Source organism: Micromonospora sp. B11E3 (genome assembly GCF_039871625.1).
GTDB lineage: Bacteria > Actinomycetota > Actinomycetes > Mycobacteriales > Micromonosporaceae > Micromonospora.
Window position 1 is genome coordinate 1 of sequence record NZ_JBDPMC010000046.1, and the last position, 15,931, is coordinate 15,931.

Here is a 15,931-nt window from a genome sequence, read left to right on the forward strand (position 1 = left end):
ATCCCGGCGGGCCTCCACGGCCAACCGGGTCGCACGCTCACGCAGCTCATCGTTGTACTTCTTCGGTGCGGGCATCGCTGGTGTTCCTCCCAGGTTTCGATGTCTCCATCAAACCCGGTGCGGAACATCCTGCTCGGCACGCCCGACCTGTGGCTGATTCTGGCCCTCGCCGCGCTCAGCGGGCTCGGCGAGGCCGTCTTCCGCCCGTCGTTCGACGCTCTGGCACCCTCCCTGGTGCCGCCGTCCCGCCTGGCCGAGGCCAACGCGGTCCTCGGCATGGCCCAGTCCGCCGCCGCGGTGGGGGGGCCCGCCCTCGCCGGCGTTCTCGTGGTCTTCCTCTCGCCGGCAATGATCCTGCTCATCGACGCGATCACCTTCCTGCCGAGCATCCTGGTGCTGTTCCTCCTGCGCGTCGCCGACTCCCCGGCCCAGCGCGGCTCCTCGGTCCTGGCCGACCTGCGCTCGGGCTGGCGGATCTTCTGGTCCTATCCCTGGGTGTGGACCGTGACGCTGCAGTTCACCTTCTTCAACCTGCTGGTCTGGGCGCCGTACCTGGTGCTCGGCCCGGCGTCCGCGGACCGGTTCTACGGCGGCGCGAGCGCCTGGGGCCTGGTCGTGGCCGGCTACGGCGGCGGATCGGTACTGGGCGGACTGCTCATCATGGGACGCCGGCCGCGGCGGCCGCTCGTGCTCACCACCCTGGTGACGTTCGCCTGGGCAGCGCCGTCGGCGGCCCTGGCGCTGCGCGCGCCACTCGCTCTGGTGTGCCTCGGCGCCCTGGCCGCGGGGATCTCCAGTTCGGTCTTCGGCACCGTCTGGATGACCACGGTGCAACAGCACGTTCCGGCCGACGCGCTCTCCCGGGTCATGTCGTACATCGCGTTCGGCGCCTTCTCGATCGGCCCGGTCGGCCTGGCGCTCGCCGGTCCCCTCTCGGACGCCACGAGCATCTCCGCCGTGCTCGCCGTCGGCGTGGGGTGGCAGATCGTCGCGAACTCGGTGGTCCTGGCGCTGCCGGCGATCCGCGGCCTGCGGGCCGAGCCCGGACGGGAAACCTCTCCCGATTCGCCCCGTGAGCGGCCCGCACCCGTGCCGACGGGACGGGTGCCGGGTGCGCGCGAGGCGCGGCAGCCGTAGAGTCTCGCCGTGATCGAGATCGTCACTCAGGTCGACCTGGCCCACCCTTCCGACCGGGTCTGGCACGCATTGACAGATCCCGGGCTGCTCGCCCGGTGGTTCACCGACGTCGACGTGGTGGCGGGCGCCTCTGGACGGCTGCTGCTGCACACGGTCGGAATGCCCGGCTTCGACGCCACGGTCGACGCGCAGGTGACGGAGCTGCGGGCACCGGAACTGCTCGTGCTGCGGTGCGTCGAGGTGGACCGACGCACCCTGCTGACCTGCACCGTCACCCCCATCACCGAGGGCTGCCGGCTGGCGCTGCGGGAGTCCCTGGAGGACGGCGACTGGCCGGACGAGGACCGCGGCCGCCGCCAGGACAGCTACGAGCAGGCGCTCACCGGACGGCTGCCGGCCATCCTGGACTGGCTGGCGTTCCAGGAGGTCGACCTGCGACGCGGCGACGCCGACGCGACGGCCGTCCTGCCGGTGGTCACGGGCGACGGCGGACGGGCGGCCGGCCGACGCCGGCTCGCGCTCGTCGCGGCGCTGGCCGGCGTCCTGCTGGTCGCCGGGCTGCTGGCGTGGACGATGCTGCCGGCCGAGCCGGAACCCGCCGCCGGCCCGGTGCCGGCGGCGTCGCCGACCGCCACCGCGGATCCCGCCGCCGCCACGAGCCGCGCGCCCCGGGGGACCGCCGCCCGGCCCACGGCGACCCCCAGCGCGAGCTCCGCCTCCCCGAGCCGGACCCCCACCACCGCCCCCTCGCGCGGCACCCCCGCCCCCACCCCGTCGGCGGTCCCGCCCCTGACCGCCCGCTACACGAACGTGTCGACGCGCCTGCTCCGGTACACCGGCGCGGTGGTGGTCGACAACCCGGCCGGCGTGGCGCAGGACTGGACGGTGGTGGTGACGCTGGCCCCGGGCAGCACGCTCGCCGACGTGAGCGGGGCCGAGTGGCGGCAGGACGGGGAAACCGTCACCTTCACCGGGCCGCCCCTACCGGCCGGGCGGTCGCGGACGTTCGAGTTCGAGGTACGCGACGCCGCCCCGCGCACCAAGGCGCCCGAGAGCTGCACGGTGGACGGCAATCCGTGCGACGGCCTGTAAGGCTCGGGGCCGGCCGGCGGTCGCCACAGGCGGCGCTGGCCGGCCACGGGGCGGCGGCGTCAGGCAGCGCCTTCAAGACGGTCACTGCGATCGGGAGCCGGCGAACGAGGATCAACAGCGTCCGGTGAGGTCCCTGTTACGGCACGCCCCATCGGGGGCAGGTCGGCAGCGGTGACCGTCCTCGTCGAACGCGTTGTTCTGATGCGTTTCTGGCATGGCTTCGCCAGGCCACTGCCCGATGTGTTGCGACAACACGTGGACCTCGTTTGCCAGCGACCGGGCCAGGCTCTGCTGATGGGCGGTCCCGGCGCGCACCTCGGTCAGCAGCTCCGCGTCCGCGGCGTTCCTCGCCTCGACGATCGCCGCGAGCGCGGCGAACGATGCGACCGCCCCCAGGCCGACAACGACGACAATTGCCGCCGCCATCCGCAGGCTGGTGTCGAGCAACTCCTGAACGGCAGCTCCGAGAATTGCGCGCCGCTGACCGCGACAACGATCCTCCAGTGCCCTCCCAACCTGGCCACCGCAGCCAACCTCTCGTCTCATGTGGACGTTGAGTGTGACATGGCGAACCGCCGGCAGCGGCCGGGTGATCACGGTTGTCAGGGACCAGTTCGGGGGGACGGGTGACAAGGGTCTTGACCGACCACGTCCGCAGGACACGTCAGCGGATGTTGCCGGTGTGGCCCAGGGAGTAGCGGCCGGGCTGGGGCCAGATGGTCAGGCCGTGCGGACCGGTGCCGACCGGGATGCGCTTGAGCAGCTTGCCGTCGCTGGTGCGGATGACGTAGACCTCGTCGTGGTAGCGGCCGGACAGCCACAGGGTGCTGCCGTCGGCGGACAGGCCGCCCATGTCGGGGCTGCCCCCGCCGGGGAGCTTCCAGGTGGTGGCGGGCTTCAGGGTGGCCAGGTCGAGCACGGTGACGCTGCCGGCGTCGCGGTTGGTGACGTAGGCGAGCCGGCTGTCGCGGCTGAAGTAGATGCCGTGCGCGCCCCGGCCGGTGGGGATGAACCGTTCCTGCCGGGTGGCCTGCGCGTCGAAGACGTACACGCCGTGGGCGCGCATGTCCGCGACCAGGAAGTGCCGCCCGTCGGGGGTGAGCCGGGTGTCCTGGGGCATCCCGTCGGGTGTCTCGGTCAGCGTGAACTCCCGCAGCTTGTCGAGGGTGACGGTGTCCAGGACGAGCATCCGGTTGGCGAACTCGCAGCTGAACAGCATGATCCTGCCGTCGGCGGAGTAGTCCATGTGGTTGATGCCGCCGCAGGAGGGGAAGCGCACGGAACGTACCCGCCGCCCGGTGCCCACGTCGTAGAAGTCGAGCCGCTGGTACGCCTCGGCGACCACGATCGCCTGTTTGCCGTCGGGGGTGAAGTAGAGGTTGTAGACGTCCTCCAGCTTGCGGAACGCGCCCGGCTCGCCGGTGCGCGGGTCGACGGGCACCAGCCCGCCGTCGGGGATCTTGCTGGAGGCCACGTACAGCGTCCGCAGGTCGTACGAGGGCACGACGTGCTGCGGCTCGGGGCCGCCGGGGAAGGTGTCGACGACCTGGTACGTCGCCGGGTCGATCACCGACACGTCGTTGCTCTTCGTGTTGGGCACGTAGACCAGTGACCTGTCCGCCCGTACCGCCTCGGCGAGCATGTTCGCCCCCGCCGCCGCGTAGACGTCGCCGGCCCTCGGGTACCCCGGCATCCCGGCGACCAGCGGGCCGAACGGCGACCCGGACGACACGCGCGGCGACGGCGCGGCCTCGGGGCGCCGCCGGTCCGCCTCGGTGGCCGTGCAGGCGGTCACGGCAAGCAGGGCAACCCCCAGCAGAACCCCTGGCCGCAACCTCGTCACCACGGCAGGTTATCGACATTTCGCCGCCGGACCGGATGCTTTGCCCCGTACCGGGTGCTCCGGCGGCCGGTACGGCGGGCTCAGCCGGCCCGCTCCCCCGCGAACGCCGCGCCGGAGCGGACGGTCAGGGCGAAGCCGGCGAGGCCCGCCGCCGCCGCGAACAGGGGCAGGGCCGGCAGCGCCCCGGCCTCGTACCAGGCGGTGCCCAGCGCGGAGCCGGTGACGATGCCGACCTGGAACACGATGCCGTGCGCGGCGTTGGCGGTCTCCGCCCGCGGGCCGGGCGCCCTGCGCAGCACCGCCAGCGCGAACGACACGACGAGCACGGAGAACGCGCCGCCCCACACGAGCAGCAGCGGCACCGCCGCGACGGGCAGCCGCAACCACCCGGCCAGCCCCACGCCGAGCAGGGCCGCCGCGAAGGTCGCCGCGGCGGCCCGTACGCCCCCGACGGGTCGCCGGTCCGCCAGGCGGCCGCCCAGGTTGCTGCCGACGACGGCGGCGCACCCGTAGGCCAGCAGGACGGCCGTGAACGCCGCACCCCGCAGGCCGAGGCGCTCGTCGGCGTACGGCGCGACGTAGGTGAACATCGCGAAGTGCCCGGCGACCAGCAGGAGCGTCACGACCATGACGGTGCCGAGCCGCGGCGTGCGCAGCGTGTCGAGCAGGCCGTGGCCGGGCTCCCCGGCCCGCGGGGCGAGGCCGGGCAGGGATGGCACGAGCCGGGCGACCGCGAGGGTGAGGAGCAGGGCGACGGCCGTCACGGCGAGCATCCCCGCCCGCCAGCCCGCCGCCTGGCCGAGGAAGGTCGCCACGGGCGCCCCGACGACCAGGGCCATCGCCCCGCCGACCATCACCCGGCCGCCGGCGCGGTTCGGGCTGCCCACGGCGAGCCGGACGGCGGTGGGCGCGGCGACGGCGAAGAACACGCCGTGGCCGAGCGCGGCGAGGCCGCGGCCGGCCCCGAGGACGGCGACGTTCGGCGCCAGCGCCGCGAGCAGGTGCCCGGCGCCGAACACCGCCGCGCTGGCCAGCAGCACGTGCCGGCGGTCAAGCCGCGCCGACCACCGGGTGAGCGGCACCGCCGTGCCGGCGGCGATGAGGGCGTACCAGCTGACCGTGAGGCCGACCTGGCCCTCGGTGGCGCCCACGCCGCGCGCGATGTCGCCGAGCAGCCCGACCGGCAGGATCTCGCCGGTGACGATCACGAACGCGACGGCCGCGAGGGTGAGAGTGGCGGCGGCCTCGACCCGCCGGGGCGGCGGGCCCTCGCCCCGTCGCCGCCGCGCGGGCGGGCCCGCCGACCCGCCCCGGACGCCGGTCCCGGCCTCCGCGGTCACGGTCGCGTCGACCCGGGCGGCCGCGACATCGCCGGGCGCAGGCCGAGCCGGGCGACGGCCGCCGCCGCGAGCTCGCCGGGGGTACCCGAGACGCCGAGCACCACCACCGACTCGTCCGGCCCGTGCGGCTCCAGCGTCGCGAGCTGCGACTCCAGCAGGCTCGCCGGCATGTAGTGCCCGGCGCGGGCGGCCATCCGCTCCCGGATGACCTCCACCGGCCCGTCGAGGTGCACGAAGTCCAGCGACGGGGGCCCCTGGCGCAGCACGTCCCGGTACGACCGTTTCAGCGCCGAGCAGGCCAGCACCGTCGACACCCCCTCCGCGCAGCGGTCGGCCATCCAGGCGGACAGCCTACGCAACCACGGCCAGCGGGCCTCGTCGTCCAGTGGGATGCCGGCCCGCATCAGCGCCACGTGCTCCTCGGTGTGGAAGGCGTCCGCGTCGGCGAACGTCATCCCGGTCAGCTCGCTGATCTCCCGGGCGACCGTCGTCTTGCCGGCGCCGGAGACGCCCATGACCACGACGTGCCGGGTCGGGCGTTCACCAGTCATGGACCGTTCCGTCCTTGAGGCGGTTGAACGGCAGGTACGCCGGCTGGTACGGGAACCGCGCGGCCGCCCCCTCGTCCAGCTCGACCCCGAGGCCCGGCTGCTCGCCGGGGTGCAGGTAGCCGTCGGTGAAGGTGAACGACTGCCGGAACACCTCGTTGGTCAGCGGCCCGTGCTGCATGTACTCCTGGATGCCGAAGTTGTGGATGGCCAGGTCGAGGTGCAGCGCGGCGGCCATGCCGACCGGCGAGATGTCGGTGGGGCCGTGGATGCCGGACTTGATCTGGTACTGCGCGGCGTAGTCGAGCAGCTTGCGCATGGCCGTGATGCCGCCGGTGTGGGTGACGGCGGACCGGACGTAGTCGATCAGCTGTTCCCGGATGAGGGTCTGGTAGTCCCAGACGGTGTTGAAGACCTCGCCGATGGCCAGCGGCGTGGTGGTGTGCTGGCGGACCAGGCGCAGCGCGTCCTGGTTCTCCGCGGGGGTGCAGTCCTCCAGCCAGAACAGGTCGTACGGCTCCAGGGCCTTGCCGAGCCTGGCCGCCTGGATGGGGGTCATCCGGTGGTGCCCGTCGTGCAGCAGGGGCAGCTCCGGGCCGAACTCGTTGCGCACCGCCTCGAAGACGCCGGGCAGGTGGCGCAGGTAGGCGCGGGTGTCCCAGTCCTCCTCGGCGGGCAGCGCGGTGCGCTGGGCCGGCTCGTAGTCGTACCGTTTGCCGTCGACGCTGGGCTGGGCGGCGACGCCGTACACGGCGTTGATGCCGGGCACCGAGGTCTGCACCCGGATCGACCGGTAGCCGAGCTCCAGGTGCCGGCGGATCGAGTCGAACAGCTCCGGCACGTCCCGCCCGGAGGCGTGCCCGTACGCCATGATCCCGGTGCGGGACGCGCCGCCGAGCAGCTGGTACAGGGGCATCCCGGCCGCCTTGGCCTTGATGTCCCACAGGGCCACGTCCACGGCCGCGATGGCGGCCATGGTCACCGGCCCACGCCGCCAGTACGCCGACCGGTAGAGGAACTGCCAGGTGTCCTCGATGCGGTGCGGGTCCCGCCCGATCAGCAGGGGGACGACGTGGTCGGCCAGGTAGGAGGCGACGGACAGCTCCCGGCCGTTGAGGGTGCCGTCGCCGAGCCCGGTGATCCCCTCGTCCGTGGTGATCTTCAAGGTGACGAAGTTGCGGTCGGGGCTGGAGACGATCACGTCGGCGGCGACGATCTTCACACGAGGTGCCTTTCTCTCTTGCGGGATGGTGCTCAGCGCAGGGTGCTGCCGGGCTGCAGGTCGTCCAGGAGGGACAGCTCGTCGCGGCGCGGCAGGGCCTCCCAGTCGCCGTGGCCGGCGACGGCGAAGGCCCCGAGGGTGACCGCGCGGCGCAGCCGCCCGGCCAGGTCGAGCCCGTCCAGGTGGCCGGAGAGGTAGCCGGCGGTGAAGGCGTCGCCGGCGCCGACGGTGTCCACGGCGGTGACGGGCAGCGCCGCCGCGTGCCGGACGCCGTCGCGGGTGTACGCCCGGGCGCCGTCCGCGCCGAGCTTCACCAGCACGGTCGACACGCCCCGGTCGAGCAGGCCGGCGACCAGGGTCTCCTCGCCGGCGCCCGGCTCGCCGACGAGGTCCAGCTCGTCGGCGGAGGCGACGACGACCGAGGCGTGCCCGGCCAGCGGGGTGAGCGCGGCGCGGGCGGCGTCCCGGCTCCACAGCCGGGCGCGGTGGTTGACGTCGAGGCAGACCAGCGCCCCGGCCCGGGACGCCGCCTCGGCGGCCCAGGCGGCGGCCGCGCGGGCGCGGTCGGACAGCGCCGGGGTGATGCCGGTCAGGTGCAGCACGCGGGCGCCGGCGGCGAGCGCCGGGCGCAGGTCGTCGACGCCCAGCGCGGAGCCGGCCGAACCGGCCCGCTGGTAGGTCACGCGGGTCAGGTCGGCGGTGCGCCGCTCCAGGAACATCAGCCCGGCGGGCCGCCCGGGGTCCCGGGTGACGTGCTCGACGGCGACGCCCTCGGCGCGCAGTTGGCGCAGCAGGAACCCGCCCAGCTCGTCGTCGCTGACCCGGCCGGCCCACGCGGCGCGGTGGCCGAGCCGGGCCGCCGCGATCGCCACGTTGGACTCGGCGCCGGCCAGGTGCATGGTGAGCGGCCCGCCGGCCGCGAGGGGGCCGGCCGCGCGCAGCGAGACCAGGGCCTCGCCGAAGGTGAGCAGGTCGTACGCGGTCACGGCGCCACGGCCCGAAGCGCGGCCAGGTAGTCGCGGGCCCGGGCGCGCAGCGCGTCGAGGTCGCCGCCGGAGGCGGCGTCGCCGACCAGCGGGCCGCCCACGCCGACGGCGATCGCGCCGGCGCCGAGGTAGCCGGGCAGGTCGGCCAGGCCGACCCCGCCGACCGCCACGAACGGGATGTCCGGGAACGGGTCGCGCAGCGCCTTCAGGTACGCCGGGCCGCCCGCCGACGCCGGGAACAGCTTCACGGCGGCGGCGCCGGCCCGGACGGCGGCGTACGCCTCCGTCGGGGTGAACGCCCCGGCGGCCACCGGCAGGCCCCGGCTGACCGCCGCGCCGATGGAGTCGACGACGGCCGGGGTGACGACGAACTGCGCGCCCGCCGCGGCCACGTCGGCGACCGCGGCCGGGGTGAGCACCGTGCCCGCGCCGACCAGCGACCCGGGCGGCGCGACGGCCCGGATCGCGGCGATGGCGTCGCACGCGCCGGGCGTGGTCAGGGCCACCTCCACCACGCGTACGCCCTCGGCCAGCAGGGCGGTGCCGGCGGCGACGGCGGCGGCGGTGTCGGTGCCGCGGATGACCGCCAGCAGGCGGGCGGCGGTGAGGTCGGCGGTGAGGTCGAGGGTCATGGTCACCATTCCGCGTAGGAGCCGTCGGGGTGCCGGAACATCGGGCTGCGCCAGGCGTGGCCGCTCTTGTCGGCCGACCGGACGGCCTGCTCGTCGATCTCGATGCCGAGGCCGGGAGCGGTGAGCCGCTCCACGTACCCGTCGACGAAGGTCAGCGGGGCCTTGTCGAGGCAGTAGTCCAGCACCTCGGCGCCGAGGTTGTAGTGGATGCCGATGCTCTGCTCCTGGATCAGGTAGTTCGGCGTGGCGAAGCCGACCTGGAGGCAGGCCGCGAGGGCGATCGGGCCGAGCGGGCAGTGCGGGGCGAGCTGCACGTCGTACACCTCGGCGAGCGCGGCGATCCTGCGTACCTCGGTGATGCCGCCGGCGTGCGAGAGGTCCGGCTGGGCGACCGCGATGCCGGCCTGCAGGACGGGCAGGAACTCCTGCCGGCTGTAGAGCCGCTCCCCGGTGGACACCGGCGTGGTCGTGGACCGGACGAACTCGCCGATGAGGTGGGAGTTCTCCGGCACGACCGGCTCCTCCAGGAACAGCGGCCGGTACGGCTCCAGCAGCGGTGCCACCCGGCGGGCGTTGGCCAGGGTGAACCGGCCGTGGAAGTCCACGGCCACGTCCCGGTGCTCGCCGAGCACCTCGCGGGCGGCGGCGACCCGGGCCACGACGCCGTCGAGTTCCGCGACGGAGGCGATCGGGCTCATCCGCCCGGAGGCGTTCATCTTGACGGCGGTCAGGCCGGCCTCGACCTGGGCGGCGATGTGGTCGCGGACCTCGCTGGGCTCGTCGCCGCCGACCCAGCCGTAGACCCGGATCCGGTCCCGGACCGGGCCGCCGAGCAGCTGGTGCACCGGGGCGCCGTAGTGCTTGCCGGCGATGTCCCACAGCGCCTGGTCGAGCCCGGCCACGGCGCTGGCGAGGATCGGGCCGCCCCGGTAGAACGCGCCCTTGGTCATGACCTGCCAGTGGTCCTCGATCCGCAGCGCGTCCCGCCCGACGAGCAGCTCGGCGAGCTGCTCGACGGCGGTGCGGACGGTCTCGGAGCGTCCCTCGCAGGTGGCCTCGCCCCAGCCGACGATGCCGCTGTCGGTCTCCACCCGGACGAAGAGCCACCGGGGGGCGACGAGGAAGGTTTCGATGCGTGCGATGGTCGTCATGGTTCAGCCCTTCGTCGCGCCGGCGGTGAGTCCGGAGACCACGTACTTCTGCACGAACAGGGCGATCAGCATGATCGGCAGGGTGACCACGGTGGCCGCCGCCATCAGGCCGCCCCAGTCGATGCTCGCGTAGCCGACGAAGTCGAAGATCGCCACGGGCAGGGTCTTGGTGTCGGCCCCGGAGAGCACCAGGGCGAACATGAAGTTGTTCCAGGAGAAGATGAACGACAGGATGCCGGCGGTGGCGATGCCCGGCACCGACAGCGGCAGGGTGATCCGCCGGAACGCGCCGATGTGGGTCAGCCCGTCGACCAGCGCCGCCTCCTCCAGCTCCTCCGGCAGGCCGTCGAAGTAGCCCATCATGATGTAGACGACGAGCGGCAGCGAGACGAACATGTGGCTGAGGATCAGCACGCCGAACCCGCCGACCATCTTCAGGTTCGAGAAGACGTAGTACCAGGGCACCAGCAGCGAGACGCCGGGGATGACCCGGGCCATCAGCACCACCAGGGCCGACTTCTTCATGTTGAACCGGCTCATCGAGTACGCGGCCGGCACCCCGAGGATCAGCGACGCCACGGTGGCTGCGAACGCCACCCAGAGGCTGTTGCCGATGAACTGGACGTAGTTCGCCTGCTGGAGCACGGTGGCGTAGTTGTCCAGGGTGGGCGAGAAGACCAGCGCCTTGTCGGTGTCGTAGATGTCGACGTTGGTCTTCAGCGACGCGGCGACCATCCACAGCAGCGGCGCGATCAGCGCCAGCACCACGACGGCCAGGGCCACCACCCGGAACACCCGGTACGCGGGACGGGGCTTCATCGCTTGGCCTCCTTGCGCCGCGCGGTCAGGGCCCACATCGACCCGATGATGATCAGGAAGAAGATGATGAGGACGGTCGAGGAGACGCCGTACTCGTTGTAGTCGAAGCTCAGCCCGTAGGCGTACACGTTGAGCGTCTCCACCTCGTGGAACGAGCCCCCGCCGCGCCCCTTGGTGGCGTACAGGATGTCGAACGTCTTGAGCGCGTCGATGCCGCGCAGCAGGATCGCCACGATGACCGTGGGCATCAGCAGCGGCAGGGTGACGTGCCGGAAGCGCTGCCAGCCGCTGGCGCCGTCGATCCGCGCCGCCTCCTGCGGCTCCTCCGACAGCGCGGTGAGCCCGGCGAGCAGGATCAGCACGACCATCGGCGTCCACTGCCACACGTCGATGAAGATCGTGGTGGGCAGCGCGGAGTGCTGGCCGGCGAGCCACGGCTGCGGGCCGATGCCGACCCAGCCGAGCGCCTGGTTGGCCAGGCCGATGTTCGGGTCGAAGATGAGCCGCCACATCATGCCGACGGCGACCGGGGTGGCGACCAGCGGCATCAGGATGGCGACGCGGACCCACTTCTGGCCCCGGAACGGCCGCCACAGCAGCAGCGCGATCGCCATGCCGAGGACCACCTCGAACAGCAGCGCCGCGACGGTGAAGGCGGCGGTCCGCCCCACGGCGGGCCAGAAGCGGTCGGTGTCGGTGAGCACGTCCACGTAGTTGCGGAAGCCCACGAACTCGCTCTCGGCGCGGACCGACCCCTCGGCGTCGGTGAGGCTGAGGTAGCCGGTCCAGGCCAGCGGGAAGACGATCAGCGCCGCGACGAAGGCCATCGCCGGGGCGGCGAAGAGCCACTTGCGGTGGTCGTTGGCCCAGCGCGCCCAGGCGGGCGTGTCGGGCATGGCCCTGGCGCCGCCGGGCGCTCGGGCGGGGGTGGTGACTGTTGCCATGGGGATCTCCGGGGGTGGGCGGGCCTGCGGGGGACGCGGGTGGTGGGGCCGGCCGACCCCACCACCCGCGCGCGGCTTACCTGGCCTCGTCGTCCAGGAACTTCTGGAACGCGCCGTTGGCCGCGTCCGCCGCCGCGGCGGCGTCCTTGCCGGCGATCGCGTCGACGATCGGCTGGCCGACGATCTCGCGGGCCTCGGCGACCTTCACGACCAGCGGCCGGTCGTGGCCCACGCCGTTCGTGGTGCTCGCGGCGATGGCCTCGACCAGGTCCTTCGGGTAGCTCGCGGTGCCCTCCGGGTTGGCCCAGACGGAGGTACGGGCGCTCGGCACGCCGGACTTCTGCTGGGCGAGCGTCTGCTCCTTGCCGGTGGCCCACTCGATGAACTTCCAGGCGTTGCTCTTGTTCTCCGAGCTGTCGTTGATGCCCAGCGCCCAGGACGGGATGTTGTACGGCTTCGAACCGGCCGGGCCGGCCGGGAACGGCGCGAAGCCGACGGTGTCGGCGACCTTGGACTTGGCCGGGTCGGTGGCGTTCTTGTAGAGCGAGTTGGCCTCGGTGTAGAAGGCGGCCTTGCCCTGGGTGAAGATGGCCATCGCCTCGGGCCAGCTCATGTCGGTGCTGACGTTGGCCGGGCCGGAGTCCTTGATCAGCCCGCCGTAGAAGGCGTACGCCTGCTTGGCGGCGTCGGTGTTGACGGTCGCCTTGCCGCTGCCGTCGACGAAGTCACCGCCGAAGCTGTAGAGGAAGCTGGAGAACTGGGTGACCGCCGGCGACTTGCCGGTGCGGGCGACGAAGCCGGCCACGCCCGGCTCGGCGGCCTTGATCTTGGCTGCGGCGGCCTTGAGCTCGTCGAGGGTCTTCGGCGGGGCGCTCAGTCCGGCCATGGCGAGCAGGTCCTTGCGGTAGTAGAGGACCTCCTGCTCGGTGATGATCGGGACGCCGACCGGCTTGCCCTCGTACGAGGTGGCCTCCACCGGGCCGGCCTGGAAGTCGCTGAAGTCCCAGTCCTTGCTGGACTTGACCTGGTCCGACAGGTCGGCGAGGTACTTGTTCTTGGCGAAGAGCTTCCCCTCCTGCAGGGGCCGGTACATCATCACGTCGATGTCGGACGAGCCGGCGTTCAGCTTGACGTTGTACTGGTCGGAGAGCTGGTCCTCGCCGAGCTGGGTGATCTCGACCTTGAGCCCGGTCTGCTTCTCGAACTCGGGCAGGGCGTTCTTGATGTTCTCCGTCCAGACGTGGTTCGCCAGCGTGACGCGGACGGTCTTGGACGAGCCGCTGTCGTCGCCACCGCCGCCGCAGGCGGACAGGCCCATGGCGGCCACCACGGCCAGAGAGGTACCGATCAGGGATCTACGCCGCACGTCTCACTCCTTCTGTCGTGGCCACCTGTCCTGGGGAGAGAGCGCCACCTCGTCGTAACGTCTGCTTAACGACCGGATGCTAGGCCGAAAAAGCTGACTTATTCAAGGGGTGATCTCCAACTGATATGCTCCAACGCGTGAGTCAGCCCTCCCCAGGCGTCGCGCCCGCCCAGCACGCCCCCGCCGACGTCGGGCTGCACGCCCGCGTGCTCGACCACCTCGGCACCGCCATCTGCGGCGGCGAGGTGCCCGCCGGGGCCGTCCTGAACATCGACGACCTGGTCGACCGGTACGCGGTCTCCCGGTCGGTCGTCCGGGAGGTCCTGCGGGTGCTCGCCTCGATGGGCTTCGTCGAGACCCGGCGCCGGGTCGGCGTCATGATCCGGCCGCGGGAGGCGTGGAACGTCTTCGATCCGCAGGTGATCCGCTGGCGGCTCGCCTCCGCCGGCCGGATGGCGCAGCTGCGCTCGATCACCGAACTGCGTACCGCCGTCGAGCCGCACGCCGCCTGGCTGGCCGCCGGCCGGGTCGACCACGACGAGGCGAGCGACCTGGTCGGGCTCGCGGCGAAGATGTGGGCCGCCGGCAAGGCCGGCGACGAGGAGCGCTTCCTCAGCCTGGACATCGAGTTCCACCGGCGGGTGCTGGCCGCGTCCGGCAACGAGATGTTCGTCAAGCTGCAGGAGCTGGTCGCCGAGGTGCTCACCGGCCGGCACCACTACCACCTCATGCCGCACTACCCCGACGAGCAGGCCCTCCAGCTGCACGCCGACGTGGCGCAGGCGATCCAGCGCCGCGACGGGGAACGGGCCCGCGAGGCCATGGTGCGCATCATGGAACAGGCGTTCGACGAGATGAAGTCCATGTGGGAGCAGACCGACGCCGGGTGACCGACGCGCCGCGCCGGCCGGGCCTGACGTCCCGTCGCCGATCACGCGTCGTCACGCCTCGCGTCACGGACACGGTACGTGACGACCAACCCGACCCCGACCCGACCCCGTCCGCCCTTTGCTCTGCACCCGCATCCGCAGCACCCGCTTGAGCAGGGCGTACGGCCACCGCACCGGCCCGACCCACGCAGGAGGCGGTGGCCCTGGGTTACCGTCGCGTCGGTGGGTGCAGAGCAAAGGAGCCCATGCGTACGCCAGCCTGCCAACCGGAGATCTACGAAGCGTGACGGCGAGCGGCACGTCGGGGGCAAGGACTCGGCAGGCCGGCGGGGCAACCACGGGGTGATCGTCAGATCGCCGTCGCCCGGGAGACCTTCCACTCACCGTCGATCGGGACCAGGGTGAGCACCACCCGGTTCTGGTCGACCTTCTCCCCCGCGGTGTTCACGTTGCGCCGGTACTGGTTCAGGTACACCAGCAGCTCCACCCGGTCGGCGCTGGCGGTCACCACGCCCGTCGCGGACACCTCGGCGGCCACCACCGCCTGCTGCTTGGCGGCCGTCTCCTTCAGCGCCGCCGTCGTCTGCGCGTACTCCTGCGCGAACGCGCCGGTGGCGAAGGTCCGGCCGTTGGCGATGCTGTCGTCGAACGTCCGGTAGTCGTAGGAGAAGATCGCCTTGGCGGCGGCCGGGGCGGTGGCCAGCGCCTGCCGTACCGCCGCGTCCCGCTGCTCGGTGCGGTGGTGACCCCACCAGGCGAGGCCGGCGACGGCGGCCGCGAGGACCGTCGCGGCGACCAGCGCGGGGACGGCGCCGATCCGGCGGAAGCGGCGCCGCGGCACGCGCAGCCGCCGCGCGAACTCGACCAGGGTACGCACGAGTCTCCCCCTTCTCATCGGAGTTGCGGCGTGGAAACCCGGCCGTTCAGGGCCGGAAGGAAACGCCGCTAACGCCGTACGATCAGCTACGCGGAATCGTCGGCGGCCCTGACCGAATGGAAACGCACGGAGGAGTTGGCATTCCTCAACGAGGTGTCCAGCGTTCCGCTGCAACAAGCGTTGCGGCATCTGCACGCCGCCTACACGGCGTTCTACGCCAAGCGCGCCCGATACCCCCGGTTCAAGTCCAAGAGGAAGTCCCGGGCCAGCGCCGAGTACACCCGGTCGGCATTCGCGTGGCGTAACGGGCGTCTTACTCTGGCCAAGCAGGCGCGGCCGCTGCGCATTGTGTGGTCGCGTCCGCTGCCCGACGGCGCGGCACCATCTACGGTCACCGTGTCCCTGGACGCGGCCGGCCGCTGGTTCGTGTCGCTGCTCGTCGAGGACCCGACCGTCCAACCACTCCCGCCGGTTGACGCGGCGGTCGGCGTCGACGCGGGACTGACCAGTCTGGTGACCCTGTCCACCGGGGAGAAGATTACCAACCCTCGACACGAGCAGGCCGACCGGCGGAAACTCTCCAGGGCCCAGCGGGACTTGGCCCGCAAGGAGAAAGGCTCCCGCAACGGCGCCAAAGCCCGCGTGAGGGTTGCCAGGATTCACGCCCGCATCGCCGACCGGCGGCGGGACCACCTGCACAAGCTGTCGACTCGACTCGTCCGTGAGAACCAAACGGTCGTGGTCGAGGACCTGACGGTGCGCAACATGCTGCGCAACCATCGGCTGGCCCGCGCCATCTCGGACGCGGCCTGGTCGGAACTGCGGGCCATGTTGGAGTACAAGGCCGCCTGGTACGGGCGCACCCTGGTGGCGGTGGGCCGCTGGTTCCCGTCGTCCAAGCTGTGCTCCGACTGCGGGCGACTGATCGAATCCCTGCCGTTGCACATCCGATCGTGGGAATGCCCGTGCGGTGCGACCCATGACCGGGACGTCAACGCAGCGAGAAACCTTCTGGCCGCCGGGCTGGCGGACAGGTAAAACGCCTGTGGAGCTGGTGTAAGACCTCAACGGAGTTCCTCCGGGC

16 protein-coding genes are annotated in these 15,931 nt (G+C 72.5%); 4 read left to right on the forward strand and 12 right to left on the reverse strand.

Translation table 11 applies throughout. From position 1 onward, the window contains the following. Window positions 1-117 precede the first annotated feature (117 nt). Window positions 118-1,137 (forward strand): MFS transporter, encoded by a 1,020-nt coding sequence (locus ABGB16_RS21550; RefSeq protein ID WP_347669897.1) that lies wholly within the window; start codon window positions 118-120, stop codon window positions 1,135-1,137. 9 nt (window positions 1,138-1,146) lie between these two features. Next, complete coding sequence (locus ABGB16_RS21555; protein WP_347669898.1) at window positions 1,147-2,229, forward strand: SRPBCC family protein; 1,083 nt, start codon at window positions 1,147-1,149, stop codon at window positions 2,227-2,229. A 111-nt stretch (window positions 2,230-2,340) separates the two neighbouring features. Here ABGB16_RS21555 and ABGB16_RS21560 read toward each other — a convergent pair whose 3' ends face one another. From ABGB16_RS21560 to ABGB16_RS21610, 11 genes are all read right to left on the reverse strand, one after another. Further along, window positions 2,341-2,676: a hypothetical protein gene (locus tag ABGB16_RS21560; protein WP_347669899.1), complete on the reverse strand. Its 336-nt coding sequence runs from the start codon at window positions 2,674-2,676 to the stop codon at window positions 2,341-2,343. Between the two features lie 217 nt (window positions 2,677-2,893). Continuing rightward, window positions 2,894-4,024, reverse strand: coding sequence for a beta-propeller fold lactonase family protein (locus ABGB16_RS21565; protein WP_347669900.1), 1,131 nt, complete (start codon window positions 4,022-4,024; stop codon window positions 2,894-2,896). 128 nt (window positions 4,025-4,152) lie between these two features. Continuing rightward, on the reverse strand, window positions 4,153-5,412 hold the full coding sequence (locus tag ABGB16_RS21570; protein WP_347669901.1) for an MFS transporter: 1,260 nt from the start codon (window positions 5,410-5,412) through the stop codon (window positions 4,153-4,155). Further along, complete coding sequence (locus tag ABGB16_RS21575) at window positions 5,409-5,963, reverse strand: gluconokinase (RefSeq protein ID WP_347669902.1); 555 nt, start codon at window positions 5,961-5,963, stop codon at window positions 5,409-5,411. The genes ABGB16_RS21570 and ABGB16_RS21575 overlap by 4 nt, the downstream gene beginning before the upstream one ends. Next, window positions 5,953-7,182, reverse strand: coding sequence for a D-mannonate dehydratase ManD (gene manD, locus ABGB16_RS21580; protein WP_347669903.1), 1,230 nt, complete (start codon window positions 7,180-7,182; stop codon window positions 5,953-5,955). The genes ABGB16_RS21575 and manD overlap by 11 nt, the downstream gene beginning before the upstream one ends. Before the next feature lie 32 nt (window positions 7,183-7,214). Then, the gene (locus ABGB16_RS21585; RefSeq protein ID WP_347669904.1) at window positions 7,215-8,168 is read right to left on the reverse strand and encodes a sugar kinase; all 954 of its coding nucleotides are present in this window, start codon (window positions 8,166-8,168) and stop codon (window positions 7,215-7,217) included. Continuing rightward, entirely contained in the window at window positions 8,165-8,800 is a 636-nt protein-coding gene (locus tag ABGB16_RS21590) for a bifunctional 4-hydroxy-2-oxoglutarate aldolase/2-dehydro-3-deoxy-phosphogluconate aldolase (protein WP_347669905.1), read from the reverse strand. The genes ABGB16_RS21585 and ABGB16_RS21590 overlap by 4 nt, the downstream gene beginning before the upstream one ends. A 2-nt stretch (window positions 8,801-8,802) precedes the next feature. After that, a complete protein-coding gene (dgoD, locus tag ABGB16_RS21595; RefSeq protein WP_347669906.1) occupies window positions 8,803-9,951 on the reverse strand; it encodes a galactonate dehydratase in 1,149 nt (382 codons plus the stop codon). A 3-nt stretch (window positions 9,952-9,954) separates the two neighbouring features. After that, on the reverse strand, window positions 9,955-10,770 hold the full coding sequence (locus ABGB16_RS21600; protein ID WP_347669907.1) for a carbohydrate ABC transporter permease: 816 nt from the start codon (window positions 10,768-10,770) through the stop codon (window positions 9,955-9,957). After that, on the reverse strand, window positions 10,767-11,714 hold the full coding sequence (locus ABGB16_RS21605; protein ID WP_347669908.1) for a sugar ABC transporter permease: 948 nt from the start codon (window positions 11,712-11,714) through the stop codon (window positions 10,767-10,769). The genes ABGB16_RS21600 and ABGB16_RS21605 overlap by 4 nt, the downstream gene beginning before the upstream one ends. A gap of 76 nt (window positions 11,715-11,790) precedes the next feature. Next, on the reverse strand, window positions 11,791-13,080 hold the full coding sequence (locus tag ABGB16_RS21610; protein ID WP_347669909.1) for a sugar ABC transporter substrate-binding protein: 1,290 nt from the start codon (window positions 13,078-13,080) through the stop codon (window positions 11,791-11,793). A 137-nt stretch (window positions 13,081-13,217) separates the two neighbouring features. Here ABGB16_RS21610 and ABGB16_RS21615 point away from each other — a divergent pair, with 137 nt between their 5' ends. After that, window positions 13,218-13,970, forward strand: a complete 753-nt coding sequence (locus ABGB16_RS21615; protein ID WP_347669910.1) for a FadR/GntR family transcriptional regulator — start codon at window positions 13,218-13,220, stop codon at window positions 13,968-13,970. Between the two features lie 349 nt (window positions 13,971-14,319). Here ABGB16_RS21615 and ABGB16_RS21620 read toward each other — a convergent pair whose 3' ends face one another. Next, window positions 14,320-14,847 (reverse strand): hypothetical protein, encoded by a 528-nt coding sequence (locus ABGB16_RS21620; protein WP_347669911.1) that lies wholly within the window; start codon window positions 14,845-14,847, stop codon window positions 14,320-14,322. Window positions 14,848-14,928: 81 nt separating this feature from the next. Here ABGB16_RS21620 and ABGB16_RS21625 point away from each other — a divergent pair, with 81 nt between their 5' ends. Beyond that, entirely contained in the window at window positions 14,929-15,885 is a 957-nt protein-coding gene (locus ABGB16_RS21625; protein ID WP_347669938.1) for an RNA-guided endonuclease TnpB family protein, read from the forward strand. Window positions 15,886-15,931: the final 46 nt, after the last annotated feature.